Genomic DNA, 18,480 nt, shown 5'->3' on the forward strand with positions numbered 1-18,480 from the left:
CACCGATCAAGACGTAAAAATGGCGTCCGGTGGAGGGAACCGAACGCCATTCTTAATGAACCGTGGCAAGATCAGCCGATAAGGCCGCCCCCCGGTCCGGTTGTTTCTTCGTAGTGGCGTTGCAAACGCATCAAAGCGATCCGCAAGACAATCTTGCCAGACCGGGCAGACCACCCCAGCTTCTTTTCGGCGGTCTCCAACCCTTCCAGATAGCAGCAACAGCGCAAAACCACATCCGACAGGCCCGGTCCAAGATCGGTTAGGGCCGCAGCCACACGGTTGCGTGCGCCGGCGGGCCCGTTGCCCACGCCGCTGTCCGCAGCAAAGCCCCCGCGCCCGCCACCCGTTAGGAAACGGTCCCAGTTTTGCGCAACACGGGGTCCCATTTGCGCCAGTTCAAAATCTTCGCGCAAACGTTCGCCTGCCGTGACCAAGGCGTCACTTAGAAAACGTTCACCTTGTTTGTCACGACGTCGGGCCAATGCCGTCAAAGGCGATTCTGATAGATTGTATCGCATTTTGCGGCTGCGGCCTGTGTCCGCATCAGGCAGTGTTTTTTCACCCCACGTCCGGTGTTGTTCCCCGAAATCCGCTTGTGCTTCGGCAAAGCCATTTGGCGCCGTATCACCGGCAACTTTCAACATTTCAGTCAGCGCATTTCGCCCTGCCGCAGTAATCTGGTAGCGCGTGATGCGTCCTGTTGTGTCTGCGCTGATCCATTCCTTCAGGGCCATGGCCTGCGCGACATCACGGTCGACCACAGCGGTCCGTGTGCTTGCACCGTCTTCTGTGTCGCGTACCACAACCGCTTTTTCCATATCCGCAGCAACAGCCAGCACAGCCCCCTTTTCACACATTCTGCGCAAAATGCGGGTCGCGTCTTGCGCCCAAAGGCTATCGTCGGTGGACTTGTGCGGCACAACGGATTGGAAACTCATGTTGCTGTCTTTCTGTGTCAAAGTCGCGGCTTGTCGGGCCGTTTTAGAACGCCCGCGCAAGGACGCGGCGCCGGTTATTTCATCTTGGGTAAAGTGTGACGCGCCAAGTTTGCGCAGCGCTGCATCCACCAAAGGGTCGTCGCGTTGGGTTTCAACACGCCGGATCTGGCGCAAAATGGTAGATGCATGGCACCCTGAACGCCGCGCCAGCTCCCGAATGGGCAGCCCGGCCTCAGTATGTGCAAGATAGCGTTGGGCCCCTTTTGGAACCCATTCAGGCAGGCACGGAATTCCATCCCTGCCAGTCATGATGTTCGTCATTTTCCGTTCCCTCAGTCTACCAAACGGCCGAATTTAGTTTCGGCTTATCCCCAAACTTATCCACACATCCTAAAGTTGCATTAGTTACCCGTTCGTTAACATTAAGCTGTGAGGCCATCATTGTTTCCAAAAGATAAACAGTTGTAAAAGCTGCGAACGGCGTGTTTTTCGCAAACGCAACACCCCTATAGGTTGTGACAGTGTGAGGGCAAGCGCAGGTCAAAACCCTGCTTTCCACACTGCAAAAGGACCTTAAAATGCAAGATATTCTGTCAATGTTGAACCAACTGCAACGTCCACGCCTTTTGATGAAGGCCGCGCGAATCGGCGCAGAAGATTACCGCCGCACGGTCCATTTGCCGCGTCTTTTAGGATATGGTCAGATGCCACGGCACGGTGCAGCACTGATTAAGTTAATGGAAGTTGAAGACACATTGAACGTGCAACGCAAGGACGACGAATCGGCTTATAATCTGCTGCGCCATATCGATGTGTTGATCGCCATTGTCGGCGAGGCCCGCGAACTACAGGCCGCTCAGGGGCCGTCCAAACCGACGGCCGCCTGAGGGAATACCATTACATGAAGGAATCGGGCTCTGCCGCTTTCTTCCGCGCCACAAAATCGGTTAACGCCTCAAGCGTTGCCGGATCCATCGCAGGTTGCTGATAATCGTTAAGCATTTTCTCGACGCGCAGGGTTGCCAAGGTTTGCGTGTCACGCGCACCTTCGTCTTCCCACGTCTCGAATGGTTTATAGTCCAGCAAGTCAGACTTCCAGAACGCTGACTTGAAGTTGGCCTGCGTGTGGGCACAACCCAGATAATGCCCCCCCGGCCCGACTTCGCGGATCGCATCCATGGCTTGTGCATTCTCGTCGATTTGAACACCGGCCGCCAAATGGTGCAATGTCCCCAGCTGGTCCGCGTCCATTACAAATTTCTCGAAAGAGCTGACCAGCCCGCCTTCAAGCCAACCGCATGAGTGCAACATAAAGTTAACACCGGACAAAAGCCCCATGTTCAGGCTGTTGGCTGTTTCATAAGCCGCTTGCGCATCCGGCAGCTTTGATCCGCAGAAGGAACCCGCAGACCGGAACGGCAATCCAAGGCGACGCGCCAATTGGCCTGCGCCATATGTAATATGCGACGCTTCGGGCGTGCCAAATGTCGGCGCACCAGAGTTCATATCAATCGACGTCACAAACGCCCCCATAATCACAGGCGCCCCCGGACGGATCAGCTGACTATATGCGATACCCGCCAAAACCTCGGCAAAAACTTGCGTCAACGTACCGGCAACAGACACCGGGGCCATAGCGCCACCCACGATAAAGGGTGAAATGATGCAAGCTTGGTTGTTTTTGGCATACACTTCCAACGCGCCCATCATGACGTCATCGAACGTCATCGGAGAGTTGATGTTGATCAGCGACGTCATAACCGTGTTTTCCTGTACGAAATCCTTACCGAACAGGATTTCGCACATCTCAACACTGTCCTGCGCCCGGCTTGGTTCGGTCACAGAGCCCATAAAGGGTTTGTCGCTAAGCGTCATGTGGGCCAGCAGCATATCGAGGTGACGTTTGTTAACGGGCACATCCGTGGGTTCACACACGGTGCCCCCCGAATGGTGCAGCCACTTGGACATATAGCCCAATTTCACGAACTTCTGGAAATCCGCCATGGTCGCATAGCGGCGGCCCCCTGCGACATCACGCACAAATGGTGGGCCATAGACAGGGGCCAGAACCAGGTTCTTTCCACCAATAACCACGTTGCGGTCCGGATTGCGGGCATGCTGGGTGAACTGCGCGGGCGCTGTCGCACAAAGCTTACGGGCCAGACCTTTGGGAATGCGCACACGTTCACCTTCAACAGATGCGCCCGCTTCGCGCCAACGCTCCAGTGCAGGTGGGTTGTCTGGGAAGTTGACACCGACTTCTTCCAGGATCTGTTCGGCATTGGCCTCGATGATATCCAACGCTTCTTCGGTCAAAACCTCAAAGTTTGGAATATTGCGTTCAATATACTTTGCGGTTTCAAAAGAGACCGCGGACCGTTCAGCGCGGCGCGCGGCCCCTCCGCCACCACGACCCCGACGACTACGTGTTGCTGCTTCGGTCATGATGCATCCCCTACCGTTTGAAAAGTTCACCGCACCGATAGCCCACAGCTTGGCGTGCACGCGTGGAATTAGCGGCGCAAGAGGGAAAAAAGCGACATCCTTGTGTCTTCTTTCAAGAAATTTCCCAAGGTCTGCGGTCGCAGTCTCGTCCGACACTTGCCACCGCGCACGGGGCGGCATATTGCACATCCATGACACAGCATCACGACCGCCTCCTCATCATCGATTTCGGCAGCCAAGTCACGCAACTGATTGCGCGGCGTTTACGCGAGCTGAACGTATATTGTGAAATCCACCCATATCAGAACGTCACTGACGCGTTTCTGGCCGATTTCGCGCCCAAAGCCGTTATTTTTTCGGGCGGACCTGCATCGGTGATTGACGATGCTTCGCCGCGCCCGCCAGCGTCGGTCTTCGATCTGGATGTGCCGATCCTTGGCATTTGTTACGGCCAACAGGTCATGATGCAAATGTTGGGCGGACAAGTAGAACGCGGACATGGCACAGCGGAATTCGGACGGGCCTATGTCACGCCAAACGCAGATAAATTAGCGCTTTTGGACGGTTGGTTCGAAGATACGGCACAGGACGGGCGCGAACAGGTCTGGATGAGCCACGGCGACCACGTGTCCAAGATCGCGCCCGGGTTTGCCGTCTACGGCACCTCGCCCAATGCGCCATTTGCCATTACGGCTGACACGGCCCGCAACTTTTTTGCCGTGCAATTCCATCCCGAGGTACACCACACCCCGCGCGGTGCAAAACTGTACGAAAACTTTGTGAAAATGGCCGGGTTCAAAGGCGATTGGACCATGGGCGCATACCGCGAAGAAGCAATTGCCAAAATTCGCGCACAAGTGGGGGATGCCAAAGTCATTTGCGGGTTGTCCGGCGGAGTCGATTCTTCGGTCGCGGCCGTTTTGATCCATGAAGCAATCGGCGATCAACTGACATGCGTTTTTGTGGATCACGGCTTACTGCGCAAGGGCGAAGCGGAAGAAGTCGTGAAAATGTTCCGCGACAACTATAACATGCCGCTGATCCACGCGGACGAGCAAGACTTGTTCTTGGGTGAACTGGATGGCCAAAGCGATCCTGAAACCAAGCGCAAAATTATCGGCAAGCTGTTTATCGATGTGTTCCAGAAACATGCAGGCGAAGTGGGTGGGGCAAAGTTTTTGGCCCAAGGCACACTGTATCCCGATGTGATCGAAAGCGTATCCTTCTCGGGCGGTCCATCCGTTACCATCAAATCGCATCACAATGTGGGTGGGTTGCCAGAAAAAATGGGCCTGAAACTGGTCGAGCCGCTGCGCGAGTTGTTCAAAGACGAAGTGCGCGCTTTGGGGCGAGAGCTTGGGCTGCCTGTCAGCTTTATTGGGCGCCATCCCTTCCCTGGCCCTGGCCTTGCCATCCGGTGCCCCGGTGAAATCACGCGACCCAAGCTAGAGATTTTGCGCGAAGCGGATGCCGTCTATATTGACCAAATCCGCAAACACGGGCTGTACGACGAGATCTGGCAAGCCTTTGTGGCCATTTTGCCGGTACGCACGGTGGGCGTGATGGGCGACGGGCGCACCTACGACTTTGCATGCGCCTTGCGTGCGGTCACATCTGTGGACGGGATGACGGCGGATTATTACCCGTTCAGCCACGAGTTTCTGGGCGAAACCGCGACGCGGATCATCAATGAAGTGCCGGGGATCAACCGGGTGACCTACGATATCACCTCCAAACCACCGGGAACCATCGAATGGGAGTGACACCTGACGCGCGACCCATGTTTTCTTGCAAAGAAAACACCACAGAATTTTTGAAAAATTCTGCACGCCGATGAACCCGATCTTCAAAGCGGCATTGTTTATGACAGGCGCCATCGCATCCTTTTCGGCGATGGCAGTGGCCGGTCGCGAGGTCAGCTTCGCCTTGGACACTTTCGAGATAATGTTGTTTCGCAGCGTTGTTGGCGTCTTAATCGTCTGCAGCGTCGCCGCCTTCACAGGGACCTGGCGCCAGATCCGTACCGATGCATTGCACATCCACGGCATACGCAATCTTGCTCATTTCACGGGCCAGAACCTTTGGTTTTACGCGGTAACGGTCATTCCCTTGGCGCAGGTGTTTGCATTGGAATTCACCTCTCCGATCTGGGTGATCTTGCTCAGCCCTCTTTTGTTGGGTGAAAAGATCACGGCGGCGCGTGCTGGTGCAGCGATCCTTGGCTTTGTCGGTATCTTAATCGTGGCACGGCCGGGTATGGCGGGGTTGAATCCGGGCATTGTGATGGCTGGCGTATCTGCCATTTTTTTCGCCTTGACCAACATCTTCACCAAACGTCTGACACGTACGCAGTCGATCACTTGTATTCTGTTCTATTTGACAGTGATGCAATTGGTGTTTGGTGTAGTAATGGCAGGCTACGATGGCGACATTGCAATGCCAGACAGCCAAACCCTTCCATGGTTGGTGCTGATTGGTTGCGCGGGTCTGTTGGCGCATTTTTGTATCACAAGTGCATTGTCCATCGCGCCTGCGACTGTTGTGGTGCCGATTGATTTCATCCGTTTGCCCGTGATCGCTGTGATCGGAATGCTGACCTATAACGAGGCTGTCGATATCTGGGTGTTTGTAGGTGCGGCCATTATCTTTGCCGGCAATTACTTCAATATCTATACGGAAACGCGCAAAAAAGTGAACTGACAGTCACGGCGCCTCACGAAAAGCGAAGCTTGCCTCACGCTGACGAGAGCTTCCCTGTGGTCATGCTTGTCGCATCCTTAGGTGTCATTGCACGAAGATATGACACCGGGGTGAGGAGACCCCGACTTTCGGGAAAGGGAGACCCTATGAAAACGCAATTTCTTGCGGCGATGACGTTTGGCCTGACGGCATCGGTGGCACATGCTGGCGGCTTGGACAGATCAGGGCAAGCGATCGACATTCTGTTTGAAGACGGCAATGTCTTGCAACTGACGTCCAGCTTTACGCGCCCCTCAATCACTGGTGTGCAAAACTCAGCCAATCCCGCGCTGTCTTTCGGCAACGGCGTGGGCATTGGTAACGTCGGCCAGTCTTTTCAGACCTTCGGAGTGGCCTTGAAGTATCAATTCACCGATGCACTTAGTTTTGCTGTGATTCTTGATGAGCCCTTTGGCGCGGATACGGCTATCCCCGTAGTCCCAAATTCGTTTCTGGGCGGCACAGGAGCGACCGTAAACAGCACTGCCTTCACTGCAGTGGCCCGATATAAATTCAACGACCGTTTTTCTGTCCATGGCGGGCTGCGGTACCAGCAAATTTCTGCTTCCGTCAATTTGGGCGGCTTGGCGTTTGGCGGGTTAAACGGCTTTTCGGGCACTTTCGGCAATGACGGCGGACTGGGGTATGTTGTTGGCGCAGCGTATGAAATTCCAAAAATCGCTTTGCGTGTGTCCTTGACCTACAATTCAGAAATTGATCACGATCTGCAAACGGTTGAAAGCATCAATGGTACTGTCATCAACCCGGGCAGCATCACACCGGTGACAACACCCGAAAGCCTAAACCTTGCGTTTCAAACCGGTGTGGCCCCCAACACATTGGTGTTTGGATCGGTGCGCTACGCCCGCAATTCCACGACACAAGTGGCATCCGCAGGCTTTAACGGGGCCTTGGGCACGACAAACAGCAGCCTGACGGATTTAGAGGATTCGCTGGATTACGAAATCGGCATCGGGCGTCGCTTCAATGACAAGTGGTCCGGGTCGTTGGCCATCGGGTATTCCACAAGCGGCGACGACAGTCTTGTGTCCCCTTTGGCGCCCACAAACGGATCGCGGTATGTCTCGGTTGGCGCAAAATATGATTTCAGTGAAAAAGTATCGCTAAGCGGCGGCATCCGCTACACTGATCTTGGCAATGCAACGGCAGCCCCGGGCGGTGTGGGGGCTGCAACCTTTGACGGCAATTCGGCCCTGTCCGCAGGGTTTCGGGTATCCTACAAGTTCTGAGTTTTTTGAACAAGAAACGGGTCGTCATGGTGCTGCCCCTCCCATAGGGTCGCGCCATGATAGATCAAAAAACCATCTCTGGCCGCGCGTGGGCTGAGCTGTTGCTTTTGGGACTGATTTGGGGTGCGTCCTTTCTGTCCATTCGCATCGCTTTGGATGAAGTCGGGCCATTGACGTCCGTGGCACACCGCACACTCTGGGCCATGCTTGTGTTGTGGGCTGTGGTCGCTGTGATGCGCCTGCCCCTGCCCCGCAACCCTATGACTTGGTTTGCTTTTCTGGTGATGGGGCTTTTGAACAATGCCCTGCCCTTTACCCTGATGGCCTGGGGGCAATTGCACATCGAAAGCGGGCTGACTTCTATTCTGAACGCCTCTACCGCGATCTTTGGCGTGATCGCAGCTGCCATTTTCTTTGCCGACGAACGGATTACGCCGCGCAAAGGCATCGGGGTCGGATTGGGGTTTCTGGGTGTGACCATGGCAATCGGGTTCGAGAATATGCGCAATCTGGATTTACGCAGTGTCGCCCAACTTGCTGTTATCGCGGGCACAATTTGCTACGCTTTGGCGGGCGTTTGGGCCCGCAAGATGCTGGGCAATCAACCACCCCAAGTGGCCGCTGCAGGCATGTTGACCGGTTCCGCCCTGATCATAGTGCCTGTGGCATGGGTTATGGAAGGTCCCATGTCGCTGGACCTTGCGCCGCGCACGATGCTTGCCATTGGTTACTACGCGATTGTGGCCACGGCTGGGGCGTATCTGCTTTACTACCGTGTGCTAGGCATGGCCGGCAGCGGCAACCTGATGCTTGTGACTTTGTTGGTGGCCCCTGTCGCCATCATTTTTGGTGCGACTGTTCTGGATGAAAAACTTGGCGCAAATGCCTATGCGGGTTTCGCATTTTTAGCGTTGGGTATGCTTATTCTGGATGGGCGTGTGCTGCGGGCCTTACGAATTGACCGATCCTCCCAGCCCCGTTAGGACACTCCCAATACAGCGGACCTGCTACAGCGGGTCCAACACAGCGGGACACAACGATGCTTTATCCAAACGCAAAAGCGTGGCGCGACGCCAAAAATAAACGGGTGATGGTTTACGGCATGTCCGGCCTTGGCAAAACGCATATGTCATCGATCTTGCGCGACACAGGTCAGTGGTTTCATTATTCGATCGATTACCGCATAGGCACCCGGTACATGGGTGAATACATCGCGGACAACGCCAAAGCAGAGGCGATGAAGGTTCCATTTTTGCGTGATCTGTTGATGTCGGACAGCATCTACATCGGATCCAACATCACATTCGAGAACCTTAGCCCCGTGGCCACCTATTTGGGCAAGCCCGGCGACACGCAGCGCGGTGGCTTGGCCATTGAGGAATACAAACGCCGGCAGGACCAATTCCGCACTGCCGAAATTCACGCGCTGAATGACACAGGCTATTTTGCGGACCGTGGTGCGCGACTGTATGGCTACCCCCACTTTATCTGCGACACAGGCGGATCAATTTGTGAATGGGTCGAAGCAGACGATGACAGCGACGCCTTGATGCAAGAGCTAAGCGCAACCTGCCTGCCGATCTGGCTCAAAGGATCAGACGCGCACACTGCAGAACTTGTGCGCAGGTTCGACAAAGCCCCCAAGCCAATGGCGTATCAACCGGCATTTTTAACGCGGTGCTGGGACGAATACTTAAACGAAAACAATGCCTCAGCGGACGACGTTGATCCTGACACATTCATTCGATGGACCTATGCGCGTGCTTTGGCACATCGTCAGCCACGCTATGAAGCTATGGCGCGTTGGGGCGTGACAGTCACCGCCGATGACGTTTACGCCCTGAAGTCCGCAGAAGATTTTGACGCGATGATAGAAGCTGCACTCGACGCGATGTGATGTGATGGTGGCCCGGATTTCGGTGCACCGCGTCATGTTAGACGGGGCTGCACACACCACTGTGTAGGCATCACACTGGAAATCCCCCGCTGCACTGGTTATCTGATGCCTTCAACTCCAAAGGACCCGACCTATGCCGATCAAACTGCCGTCTGACCTACCTGCCTATGCTGTGCTAAAACGCGAAGGTGTGTCGGTTATGGATGAAGATGCAGCATCGCGTCAGGACATACGGCCTTTGCGGATTGCTTTGCTCAATCTGATGCCGAAAAAAATTCAGACGGAAAACCAGTTTGCACGGTTGATTGGGGCCACGCCATTGCAGATCGAACTTAGCCTGATCCGCATGACCAACCACTATTCACGCAACACCACCGAAGAACATATGGAAAGCTTTTACCGCCCGTTTTCCGACGTCAAAGGTGAAAAGTTTGACGGGCTGATCATAACTGGCGCCCCCATCGAACATCTGGCGTTTGACAACGTGGACTACTGGGACGAGTTGCGCGAAGTGATGGATTGGACGCAAACCAATGTCCATTCCACATTTGGCGTGTGCTGGGGTGGAATGGCCCTGATCAATCACTTCCACGGTGTAGAGAAACATATGCTTGAGGCCAAGGCGTTCGGGTGTTTCAGACACAAGAACCTCAATGCAGCATCGCCGTTTCTGCGTGGGTTTTCAGATGATTGCGTCATACCTGTCAGCCGTTGGACAGAGATGCGCCAATCCGAAATCGAGGCCGCCGAAGGCCTTCACACCTTGTTAGGGAGTGACGAGGTAGGCCCTTGCCTTGTCGAAGATCCAGCACATCGTGCACTGTATATCTTCAACCACTTTGAATACGACAGCGACACGCTGAAGCAGGAATATGACCGCGATGTCGCGGAAGGCACGCCCATCAACATACCCCAAAACTACTATCCAAACGATGATCCTACGCAGCCCCCTATGAACAGATGGCGCAGCCACGCACATCTTTTGTACTGCAATTGGGTGAATGAGATTTATCAATCCACGCCCTTCGAAATGGACAAAATCGGTGGTTAAGATTCTTGGATTTGGTGTCGCGGTCATATTGATCGGGTTTACGGTTTTGACGCTTTGGCGTGTTCAGCAGAATGCGCGCACGGCCGCCCGTGAATTTCCAGCACCTGGCGCCTTTGTAGATGTGGACGGCCATCCGGTGCATTATGTCGAAATGGGCCAAAAAGCGGGAACAGCGCCGGATCTGGTATTGATCCACGGCGCTTCCGGCAACACACGCGACATGACCTTTTCTTTGGCAACGCAACTGGCGCCAGACTACCGTTTGGTCATATTTGATCGTCCGGGATTGGGCCATACGCCTGCGCTGGGTCCAAAGGGTGTGTCGATTTCTGATCAGGCACGGCTTTTGTCTGCCGCCGCCACAGCCATCGGGGTGGAAACACCCATTGTTGCGGGCCAAAGCTTTGGTGGGGCTGTCACGATGGCTTGGGCTGTCAATCATCCAGATACGATATCGGCTGCCATGTTGATGGCCGGTGCAACCCATCCTTGGGAAGGTCCACGCGACGCATTTTCGGCGCGGCTGGCGCATCCCGTATTCGGGCCCATCGTGGCACGGCTGATTTCGGCCTGGGCGCCGCAAGACTATGTAAAAGCCAGCATCGAAAGCATTTTCGAGCCGCAAAATGCACCCGAAGGCTACGGCGAAGCTGTCGGGGTGCCGTTGGTTTTGCGCCCTGCCACATTGATCGCAAATGCGCAGCAACGCGACGACCTGCGCGAAGAAGTCCGCGCTTTGCACACAAAATATCCAGACCTGACACTTCCCATCGAAATTGTGCACGGCGACGCCGACACAATCGTGGGGCTTTCGGTGCATTCTGAACGGATGGTGGCCGAAGTGGCATCCGCGCGTTTGACCGTGTTGCCCGGTATCGGTCACATGCCACAACATGTCAGTCACCCAGAGGTGATCGCAGCAATTGAACGTGCGGCGGTACGCGCAGGTTTGCGTTAACCGACGCGCTGCCGCATAGTGATGTAAAGCGCACTCACATCCCCCAAAAGGAGCCAACCATGACACGTCCATTTGACGGGGCCATCACCAAATTTTTCGAAGACACCGTGCCTGAAAATGTGCGTGATGCGATTGAAAATGCACATAAAGACGACATCCTGAACCCGAACTATCCCCACCAGAAACGGATGAAACGGAAGCACTACGAAGAGGATCTGGAAAAGCTGCAGATTGAATTGGTCAAGATGCAAGCTTGGGCGCATGAAACCGGACAACGGATCGCTGTCGTATTCGAAGGGCGTGATGCCGCGGGCAAAGGCGGAACCATCAGCCGTTTCCGGACGAACTTAAACCCACGCGTTGCCAATGTTGTGGCGTTGTCCAAACCCACAGACACAGAATCCAGCCAATGGTATTTCCAGCGCTACATTCAACATCTTCCGTCCGGGGGGCGCATCACGTTTTTTGATCGCAGCTGGTACAACCGCGCTGTGGTGGAACATGTGTTTGGATTTTGTGAGGTCCGGCAACGAACAGCTTTTTTCAAACAGGTCAATGATTTTGAAAAGTTGATCACCGGAGACGGTGTCAAACTGTTCAAATTCTGGCTGAACGTGGGGCGCGCAGAGCAATTACGGCGTATGTTGAAACGTGAAAGCGACCCTTTAAAGCAATGGAAGCTCAGCTGGATCGATGTGGAAGGGCTTGGTAAATGGGAAGAGTACACCAAAGCCATCGCAGAGACTTTCCAAAAAACCCACACACACCACGCGCCGTGGACTGTTGTGCGCAGCGACGACAAAAAGCGGGCGCGCCTGAACGCCATAAGATCGGTACTGAACGAATTGAGCTACACAGGCAAAGACGTCCACAATATCGGCAAGATTGACCGACAAGTGCTTGACGGACCGGACATCTGGAATGCCTAAACGCGGCTATCACCACGGTAACTTGCGGCAGGCCCTGATCAATGCCTCACTTGAATTGATTGAGGTCAAAGGCCCGCAAGGTTTCACTTTGTCAGAAGCAGCAAAGCAAGCTGGGGTAACGCCAGCGGCCGTGTACCGCCACTTTGAAGGGCGCGAAGACCTGATCGCCGAAGCTGCGCGCCAAGGGTATGAGATCTTTGCCGATTTGATGGAATTTGCATACCAGTCCGGCCAACCGTCGGATCTGGCAGCCTTTGAGGCAACAGGACGTGCTTATCTGGCTTTTGCACGTAAGTACCCCGGCCACTACATCGCAATGTTCGAAAGTGGAATTTCAGTAAATCGCACGCCAGATTTGGCGGCTGTAGCAAGCCGCGCAAACGGTGTGTTGGAAAAAGCGGCCACCGACCTTAGCAAACACATCCCCGAAGACAAACGCCCACCTGCGTCGATGTTCAGCGCCCACATCTGGGCCATGAGCCACGGTGTAGTGGAACTCTTTGCACGGAACTCACCCGGGCGCGCCAGCCCCTTCCCGCCCGAGGACTTGCTCGAGACCGGTATCGGTATTTATCTGCGCGGATTGGGGTTAATTCAGCCTGACGAATAAAGACACTGCGTATTCTTTTCGCCAGAAATATCCCGGGGGGACGCCGATAGGCGTGGGGGCTGGCCCCCTATTTGAAAAGTCATGAATTTTGCGAACGTCTATGCGGCTAAGCTGCAAATTTTGCGCCAATAGCCTGCAAAGCGTCTGCGGCAATCTCAAATGACCGAACCCGCGCGCTATGGTCATGGATTTGCCCAGTCAAAATCATCTCGTCTGGTTGGTACTGTGAAATCAGCGCCGATAACTCTGTTTTCACTGTCGACAGGCTGCCGGTTGCAGAAATCGTAAGCATCTGGTCAACGCCCCGCCGCATTGCAGGCCCGATCTCTGCATCAATATCTTCTACGGGTCGCGGCAGTTTCCCACGGGTCCCTGTGTGCATGCGCGCAAAAGCTTGTTGCATAGAGGTGCGCAAATATGCGCCTTCAGCATCAGTATCTGCCGCAAAAACATTGGCCGCCAACATAAAGTAAGGTGCATCTTGATGCACCGATGGCTTGAAATCGCGGCGATAGATATCGGCGGCCTCTTCCAAAGCGGCTGGGGCAAAGTGGGATGCAAAGGCATACGGTAATCCCATGTGTGCCGCCAATTGCGCCCCATACAACGATGATCCCAATATCCACAACGGGACATGGGTCCCTTCGCCGGGCAAAGCACGCACAGCGACCCCTTCAACCGGATCGCCCAAATAGCGCAGTAACTCGGTCACATCTGCTGGAAAATTGTCCCCTCCTGCCCGGCGCAGCGCCATGTAGACGGCTTGATCCCCACCCGGAGCGCGGCCCAAACCCAGATCAATTCGGTCACCATAAAGCGTCGCCAAAGTGCCAAACTGTTCCGCAATCGCCAATGGGGCATGGTTGGGCAGCATAATGCCACCTGCCCCAATGCGCATGGTTTTTGTGTGCGCGGCCACGTGCCCTATCAAAACAGACGTTGCCGCAGATGCGATGCCCGGCATGTTGTGGTGTTCGGCCATCCAATACCGGTGATACCCCAAGGCCTCGGCGCGTTGCGCAAGGTCCGTCGTATTGCGCATCGCTTGCACCGCATCGAAACCTTCGGGCACAGGGGCAAGATCAAGAACAGAATACTTCACAGACAAGGCTCCTTTAGGGCCAACCTAAGCATCAAACGGCAAAAGAAAAAGGGCGCAGCAAATGCCACGCCCTTTTCCAAAATATGTAGGTAAAACTTAACGCTTCGAGAACTGGAAGCTCTTACGCGCTTTGGCTTTACCGTATTTCTTACGCTCAACAACGCGGCTGTCGCGTGTCAGGAAGCCTGCCGCTTTCAATGCGCCGCGCAACGACGGATCATACAGCTGCAATGCTTTGGAAATGCCGTGCTTTACCGCACCGGCTTGACCGGACAAGCCGCCGCCTTTGACCGTTGCAACAACGTCAAATTCGCCAACGACACCTGCGATGGAAAATGGCTGCGCCAGGATCATCTGCAAAACAGGACGGGCAAAATAAGCGTTTTGCTCTTTGCCGTTCACGGTCACTTTGCCGGACCCTGGTTTGATCCAGACACGGGCAACAGCATCTTTACGCTTGCCTGTGGCATAGGAACGGCCCAGTTCGTCACGCACGGGTTCACGCGGTGTCAGCTCAACTGCAGGCATTGCGGCTTCGCCAGCAACAGCTTGCAAGTCTTCGAGTGTGTTGATTTCGTCAGACATGCTCATGCGCTCCGTGTGTTTTTCTTGTTCATGGATGCAACATCCAGAACTTCAGGGTTTTGAGCTTCATGCGGGTGATCGCCACCAGCATAAACGCGCAGGTTTGTCATTTGTACGCGGGCCAGACGGTTGCCAGGCAACATGCGTTTGACCGCTTGGGTGACGACGCGCTCTGGGTGTGCACCTTCAAGGATTTGCGCCTTCGTGCGGGACTTGATGCCGCCCGGGTGGCCAGTGTGCCAGTAAAAGTGCTCTTCGCGCTTTTTGCCGGTCATCTGGATTTTTTCAGCGTTGATGATGATCACATTGTCGCCCATATCCATGTGCGGTGTGAAAGATGGCTTGTGCTTGCCGCGCAGGCGCATCGCAACGATCGACGCCAAACGGCCCAGCACGATGCCTTCAGCATCAATGATGATCCACTTTTTGTCGATGTCTGCTGGTGTTGCAGAAAAAGTTTTCATGTGAGTTAGCCCTATGGGTTGGGTTTTGAATTCGATTGGTGGGTTATAGAAGGGGCAAACAATCGTTTCAAGCGCAATGTTCTGGCTTTTTTACTGCAAAAACAGTTACTTAAAATTAAGGTATTATTATACCCCATTCAATCACGCCCATTTCAGGTCGTTTTTTCATTCCCCTTCGTGACGCAATTTCCGCTTGCAATCAATCCGGTGCCTCGCATCATAGCCCAAGTTTGCTGTCGGTCTTTCTTAGCGGTGCCCCCTTTCCTATGACATCCTTTTTCGCTCCAGTCTTGTCCGGCCTTGTCTTGCTGGCAGTGTCCACTTTTGTCGGGATGTGGCCTGTCGTCAAACTGATCAAAGTGCGCGAAGCAAAACACGAGCTGAAACAAGGATCTGCCGGGTTTCTGCGCACCCTCAGCGGCTGGTCAGTCATTGCCTTTTGGCTCATGACCACGTGGTTCTTTGCAACAATCATCGGCGATTGGGGGGCCACGGGCGATCTGGACGGCGCGATTGAACGGTCCTGGCTTAGGTTGCGAATTTTGTTGGAAATCGCTGCAGCTTTGGCGGACGACTGATGGAGACCCTGCAAGCCGACCAAACATCCCTGCAATGTCCCAACTGTGCCGGGCAGTGCCTGTTTTCACCGACCGAGCAGGCGTTGACCTGTCTGAGCTGTGGCACGCCTCATCCCGTTCTGGACCCTGAAAATGACACAGACGCATCCGGAGAGTTCCCCTTCGACCCCAACGCACCCGAAAGCGACAAGCCGCAAGTCACCAAGGAACGCGCCCATCAATGTCAAACCTGTGGTGGCACTGTCATTTTCACGGCTGAGAACCTGTCGGAACGCTGCCCCTATTGTGACGGGGCCGTGGTTTTGGGTCGACAGGACATTGGATATCGCACCAAGGCGCTGATCCCGTTTCAGGCGGACGCAGATTTTGCACAACGTCAGGCTTTGGCCTGGGTGGCAGGTCGCAAAGCCGCTCCGAGTGATCTGTCAGGCACCGTCAGCAAAGGCCGCGTTGCGGGCCTTTACGTGCCATTCTGGACCTTCGACAGCGAAGAGGCCGTGAACTATTGGGCCAAGCAAACCACAGGCAGCGGCGACAACCGGCGCACACGCAAAATCAAAGGGGCAATGCATATCCGTTTCAACGATTTGCTCATGCCTGCGTCACCACATGTGACCCCGTTGATCCGCGACGGAATTTTGCACGACTTTACACCATCGGATTTGCGCCCCTACGACGCCGGTTTTCTGGCGGGGTTTGCCGCCGAACGGCATCACCAGTCGGTGCAAGAAGGGTTGGACAGCAACGCAGATGACAAACGCTGGCTGATCCGCAATCGCATTCGCGGCCATATCAACAAGTCGGGCGTGCACAACATCATCTATCAAACAGACTCGTCGGGCATCCATTACCGGCGTATTTTGCTGCCGGTCTGGATCTTGCACTATAACTACAGGTCTAAACCGTACAAAGTTGTGGTGTCCGGCATTGACGGGCGCACTTTTGGGGAACGCCCTTTTTCCAAGTTAAAAGTCGCCGCCTACTCTGCCGCCATTTCGGCGGGCACAATTGCGTTCGGTTTGGCATGGGGTGTCGCAGGCATCCTTTAGTGTCAGTCCGGTGCCGCAGGCATCCTTTAGTGCTAGTCGGGTGCCGCAGGCATCCTTTAGAGCGTTTCAGACCCCGATTTGATCTTGGGGATTGTCCAGAAGATCACGCAAACGGCCAATTGCGGCCTCGAAGCTTTCCAGCGTCACACCGGCATTGATCGCAAACCGAATGGCATGCGGCGCTCGCGCGTCGCGGCACGCATATTCTTCGGCAATGCGAATACGCACACCCTGTGCCTCGGCCGCTTGGGCAAAGGCCCCGGCCCGCCACCCTTCAGGCAGATACAGCCATAAAAACGGCACATCCTGTTGCCATTTCAAGTCAAATCCGCCCAGAATATTCACAGCCGCTTGCACGTAACTGTTGTTGGTTTTGCGCACCTGAGTGACCAAAGCATCCAGCGATTTGTGGGTCAGCAATTTGGCACATAAATCCATCATCGGGGTGGCAAGCCCAAAGAACGAATGTTCAGAGGCACGGCGCAGTCTGGCAGATTGTCCTTCGGGGGCCACAGCCAAGCCGATGCGCAAGGCAGGCGTCAGGGTTTTAGAGATAGAGGTGACATACCAACTGCGCTCGGGCGCCAGAACGCGGTAAGAGGGTGCGCGCGCAGTGCCCATGCGGTAACAATCGTCTTCCATAATCTGCAGATCGTGTTTGCGTGCCACATCCACAAGCGCACGGCGGCGGTCTTCGGGGCAAAACCCGCAAGTGGGATTGTGCACCTCGGGAGAGGTACACACAATTTGCGCCCCATGTGCTTTTGCCGCCGCGTCCAAAGCGTCAGGGATCAACCCGTATTCGTCCATCGCAACGGGCACCACATGGGCCCGCAGCAATTCAGCAGCGCGGCGAAAGCCCGGATAGGACAGTTCTTCTACCAAAATGACCGGCTTGCGCCCTGATAAAAGAGTTTGAAACACCAGTAAAATCGCATTCTGGCCGCCATGTGCCAGAACCACATCCTCTGCAGTTACAGCCCCCAAGGGAGGGGATGCAATCCATTGCGCCGCAGCTTTGCGGGCCGGTAAACTGCTGTGCCGTGTGGGATAATGCATGACACCGGATGGTGGATCATAGGCGATGTCGGCCAGAAGATTGCGGATCAGGGGCGCTTGTCCGACACTTGGAAGATGCGGCGAAATCAGATTGACCTGCCATGTCTGCGCTTCGGAATTATGAAGGGCGCTGTCAACTTCGAGGGGCATGTCCAGTCCCCCATCTTGTCCGCACGGGTGCATCGGGTCGCGGCGGGCTTTGGCCACAAATGTACCACGGCCCACTTCGGCCGTTAGCATCCCTTCGTCGGTCAAAATGGTATAGGCACGCGCAACAGTGCCCGGAGTGATGCCCAACTTCCATGCAAGGTCCCGTACCGGAGGCAGTTTGGTCCCTTCGTTCAGATCACCTGTGGCAACACCATCACGGATGGCCTTGGCCACAGCTTTGTACTTGGGACCTGCCCCGATTTCGAGCTCTGGCTGCCAAATTGTATCCATTACAATGTTTCCATAGATTCTTTGTATCACCTTGCGTATCAATAATCATGACAGAGATGTCAAATTGTGTCAATACAATTAGGAGATTCCCATGACACTGACGATCAAAACCGACCTCGACGCACTGAATTACCTGCGCGAAAGCAAAGCCTTGCCGATTGTATCGGTTTGGGCGGTCGAGTTTGCGGTCATTGTGTCAAAGTGGACAACACGTCGTCGCACACGATTGGCTTTGTGCCAACTGACCCGCCATCAATTGCGCGACGTGGGACTGACACCGGATCAGGCCTTGGATGAGTCTGCAAAGGTGTTCTGGCAAGCTTGACATCCCCGTGGCAATTGCCAGACCTCTTCCCTTGCCGCCGAACATGTTTCGGCGGCCTTT

General features: G+C 54.9%; 19 protein-coding genes. 13 read left to right on the top strand and 6 right to left on the bottom strand.

What is annotated here, in order from left to right; genetic code table 11:
- Positions 1-71: 71 nt before the first annotated feature.
- Positions 72-1,259 (bottom strand): DUF6456 domain-containing protein, encoded by a 1,188-nt coding sequence (locus tag ABJL60_RS05720; protein WP_348285976.1) that lies wholly within the window; start codon positions 1,257-1,259, stop codon positions 72-74.
- 257 nt (positions 1,260-1,516) lie between these two features.
- Between ABJL60_RS05720 and ABJL60_RS05725 the strand changes: the two genes are divergently transcribed.
- Entirely contained in the window at positions 1,517-1,825 is a 309-nt protein-coding gene (locus ABJL60_RS05725) for a DUF6477 family protein (RefSeq protein WP_348285975.1), read from the top strand.
- A 10-nt stretch (positions 1,826-1,835) separates the two neighbouring features.
- On the opposite strand, the gene ABJL60_RS05730 is transcribed toward ABJL60_RS05725, so the two are convergent.
- On the bottom strand, positions 1,836-3,383 hold the full coding sequence (locus ABJL60_RS05730; RefSeq protein WP_348285974.1) for a trimethylamine methyltransferase family protein: 1,548 nt from the start codon (positions 3,381-3,383) through the stop codon (positions 1,836-1,838).
- 191 nt (positions 3,384-3,574) lie between these two features.
- Between ABJL60_RS05730 and guaA the strand changes: the two genes are divergently transcribed.
- The 9 genes from guaA to ABJL60_RS05775 all read left to right on the top strand — a co-directional run bounded on the left by guaA (position 3,575) and on the right by ABJL60_RS05775 (position 12,817).
- Entirely contained in the window at positions 3,575-5,146 is a 1,572-nt protein-coding gene (guaA, locus tag ABJL60_RS05735) for a glutamine-hydrolyzing GMP synthase (RefSeq protein WP_348375270.1), read from the top strand.
- A gap of 70 nt (positions 5,147-5,216) precedes the next feature.
- Complete coding sequence (locus ABJL60_RS05740) at positions 5,217-6,083, top strand: DMT family transporter (protein ID WP_348375271.1); 867 nt, start codon at positions 5,217-5,219, stop codon at positions 6,081-6,083.
- Positions 6,084-6,229: 146 nt separating this feature from the next.
- The gene (locus tag ABJL60_RS05745) at positions 6,230-7,372 is read left to right on the top strand and encodes an outer membrane protein transport protein (RefSeq protein ID WP_348375273.1); all 1,143 of its coding nucleotides are present in this window, start codon (positions 6,230-6,232) and stop codon (positions 7,370-7,372) included.
- Between the two features lie 56 nt (positions 7,373-7,428).
- Complete coding sequence (locus ABJL60_RS05750) at positions 7,429-8,355, top strand: DMT family transporter (RefSeq protein ID WP_348375275.1); 927 nt, start codon at positions 7,429-7,431, stop codon at positions 8,353-8,355.
- Positions 8,356-8,411: 56 nt separating this feature from the next.
- Positions 8,412-9,269 carry an ATPase gene (locus ABJL60_RS05755; RefSeq protein WP_348375277.1) on the top strand — a complete coding sequence of 286 codons (858 nt, stop codon included), beginning with the start codon at positions 8,412-8,414 and terminating at the stop codon, positions 9,267-9,269.
- Between the two features lie 133 nt (positions 9,270-9,402).
- Positions 9,403-10,320 (top strand): homoserine O-succinyltransferase, encoded by a 918-nt coding sequence (gene metA / locus ABJL60_RS05760; RefSeq protein ID WP_348285968.1) that lies wholly within the window; start codon positions 9,403-9,405, stop codon positions 10,318-10,320.
- Positions 10,313-11,278: an alpha/beta hydrolase gene (locus ABJL60_RS05765; RefSeq protein ID WP_348375279.1), complete on the top strand. Its 966-nt coding sequence runs from the start codon at positions 10,313-10,315 to the stop codon at positions 11,276-11,278. The genes metA and ABJL60_RS05765 overlap by 8 nt, the downstream gene beginning before the upstream one ends.
- 59 nt (positions 11,279-11,337) lie before the next feature.
- Positions 11,338-12,207 carry a polyphosphate kinase 2 gene (ppk2, locus tag ABJL60_RS05770; RefSeq protein WP_348375281.1) on the top strand — a complete coding sequence of 290 codons (870 nt, stop codon included), beginning with the start codon at positions 11,338-11,340 and terminating at the stop codon, positions 12,205-12,207.
- Positions 12,200-12,817, top strand: coding sequence for a TetR/AcrR family transcriptional regulator (locus tag ABJL60_RS05775; protein ID WP_348375283.1), 618 nt, complete (start codon positions 12,200-12,202; stop codon positions 12,815-12,817). Before ppk2 ends, ABJL60_RS05775 begins: the two co-directional genes overlap by 8 nt.
- A gap of 106 nt (positions 12,818-12,923) precedes the next feature.
- Here ABJL60_RS05775 and ABJL60_RS05780 read toward each other — a convergent pair whose 3' ends face one another.
- The 3 genes from ABJL60_RS05780 to rplM all read right to left on the bottom strand — a co-directional run bounded on the left by ABJL60_RS05780 (position 12,924) and on the right by rplM (position 14,968).
- Positions 12,924-13,919, bottom strand: coding sequence for an LLM class flavin-dependent oxidoreductase (locus tag ABJL60_RS05780; RefSeq protein ID WP_348375285.1), 996 nt, complete (start codon positions 13,917-13,919; stop codon positions 12,924-12,926).
- A gap of 96 nt (positions 13,920-14,015) precedes the next feature.
- A complete protein-coding gene (gene rpsI / locus ABJL60_RS05785; RefSeq protein ID WP_348285963.1) occupies positions 14,016-14,504 on the bottom strand; it encodes a 30S ribosomal protein S9 in 489 nt (162 codons plus the stop codon).
- Between the two features lie 2 nt (positions 14,505-14,506).
- Positions 14,507-14,968 (bottom strand): 50S ribosomal protein L13, encoded by a 462-nt coding sequence (gene rplM / locus ABJL60_RS05790; RefSeq protein ID WP_108828401.1) that lies wholly within the window; start codon positions 14,966-14,968, stop codon positions 14,507-14,509.
- A gap of 266 nt (positions 14,969-15,234) precedes the next feature.
- Between rplM and ABJL60_RS05795 the strand changes: the two genes are divergently transcribed.
- Complete coding sequence (locus ABJL60_RS05795) at positions 15,235-15,546, top strand: hypothetical protein (RefSeq protein WP_348285962.1); 312 nt, start codon at positions 15,235-15,237, stop codon at positions 15,544-15,546.
- On the top strand, positions 15,546-16,595 hold the full coding sequence (locus ABJL60_RS05800; RefSeq protein ID WP_348375287.1) for a hypothetical protein: 1,050 nt from the start codon (positions 15,546-15,548) through the stop codon (positions 16,593-16,595). The genes ABJL60_RS05795 and ABJL60_RS05800 overlap by 1 nt, the downstream gene beginning before the upstream one ends.
- A gap of 66 nt (positions 16,596-16,661) precedes the next feature.
- Here ABJL60_RS05800 and ABJL60_RS05805 read toward each other — a convergent pair whose 3' ends face one another.
- A complete protein-coding gene (locus ABJL60_RS05805; RefSeq protein ID WP_348375289.1) occupies positions 16,662-18,095 on the bottom strand; it encodes a PLP-dependent aminotransferase family protein in 1,434 nt (477 codons plus the stop codon).
- A gap of 91 nt (positions 18,096-18,186) precedes the next feature.
- Here ABJL60_RS05805 and ABJL60_RS05810 point away from each other — a divergent pair, with 91 nt between their 5' ends.
- Positions 18,187-18,420 carry a DUF1127 domain-containing protein gene (locus ABJL60_RS05810; protein WP_348285959.1) on the top strand — a complete coding sequence of 78 codons (234 nt, stop codon included), beginning with the start codon at positions 18,187-18,189 and terminating at the stop codon, positions 18,418-18,420.
- Positions 18,421-18,480: the final 60 nt, after the last annotated feature.

The sequence above is a fragment of the Ascidiaceihabitans sp. genome (assembly GCF_039986515.1).
Taxonomy (GTDB): domain Bacteria; phylum Pseudomonadota; class Alphaproteobacteria; order Rhodobacterales; family Rhodobacteraceae; genus Ascidiaceihabitans.

What these genes read in the sequence shown, in the direction of transcription:
- ABJL60_RS05725 (WP_348285975.1), top strand. Translation starts at nt 1,517, where the DNA reads ATGCAAGATATTCTGTCAATGTTGAACCAACTGCAACGTCCACGCCTT.
- ABJL60_RS05795 (WP_348285962.1), top strand. Translation starts at nt 15,235, where the DNA reads ATGACATCCTTTTTCGCTCCAGTCTTGTCCGGCCTTGTCTTGCTGGCA.
- ABJL60_RS05745 (WP_348375273.1), top strand. Translation starts at nt 6,230, where the DNA reads ATGAAAACGCAATTTCTTGCGGCGATGACGTTTGGCCTGACGGCATCG.
- ABJL60_RS05740 (WP_348375271.1), top strand. Translation starts at nt 5,217, where the DNA reads ATGAACCCGATCTTCAAAGCGGCATTGTTTATGACAGGCGCCATCGCA.
- ABJL60_RS05805 (WP_348375289.1), bottom strand. Translation starts at nt 18,095, where the DNA reads ATGGATACAATTTGGCAGCCAGAGCTCGAAATCGGGGCAGGTCCCAAG.
- ppk2 (WP_348375281.1), top strand. Translation starts at nt 11,338, where the DNA reads ATGACACGTCCATTTGACGGGGCCATCACCAAATTTTTCGAAGACACC.
- metA (WP_348285968.1), top strand. Translation starts at nt 9,403, where the DNA reads ATGCCGATCAAACTGCCGTCTGACCTACCTGCCTATGCTGTGCTAAAA.
- ABJL60_RS05800 (WP_348375287.1), top strand. Translation starts at nt 15,546, where the DNA reads ATGGAGACCCTGCAAGCCGACCAAACATCCCTGCAATGTCCCAACTGT.
- ABJL60_RS05775 (WP_348375283.1), top strand. Translation starts at nt 12,200, where the DNA reads ATGCCTAAACGCGGCTATCACCACGGTAACTTGCGGCAGGCCCTGATC.
- rplM (WP_108828401.1), bottom strand. Translation starts at nt 14,968, where the DNA reads ATGAAAACTTTTTCTGCAACACCAGCAGACATCGACAAAAAGTGGATC.
- guaA (WP_348375270.1), top strand. Translation starts at nt 3,575, where the DNA reads ATGACACAGCATCACGACCGCCTCCTCATCATCGATTTCGGCAGCCAA.
- ABJL60_RS05750 (WP_348375275.1), top strand. Translation starts at nt 7,429, where the DNA reads ATGATAGATCAAAAAACCATCTCTGGCCGCGCGTGGGCTGAGCTGTTG.
- ABJL60_RS05810 (WP_348285959.1), top strand. Translation starts at nt 18,187, where the DNA reads ATGACACTGACGATCAAAACCGACCTCGACGCACTGAATTACCTGCGC.
- ABJL60_RS05720 (WP_348285976.1), bottom strand. Translation starts at nt 1,259, where the DNA reads ATGACGAACATCATGACTGGCAGGGATGGAATTCCGTGCCTGCCTGAA.
- ABJL60_RS05755 (WP_348375277.1), top strand. Translation starts at nt 8,412, where the DNA reads ATGCTTTATCCAAACGCAAAAGCGTGGCGCGACGCCAAAAATAAACGG.
- ABJL60_RS05730 (WP_348285974.1), bottom strand. Translation starts at nt 3,383, where the DNA reads ATGACCGAAGCAGCAACACGTAGTCGTCGGGGTCGTGGTGGCGGAGGG.
- rpsI (WP_348285963.1), bottom strand. Translation starts at nt 14,504, where the DNA reads ATGTCTGACGAAATCAACACACTCGAAGACTTGCAAGCTGTTGCTGGC.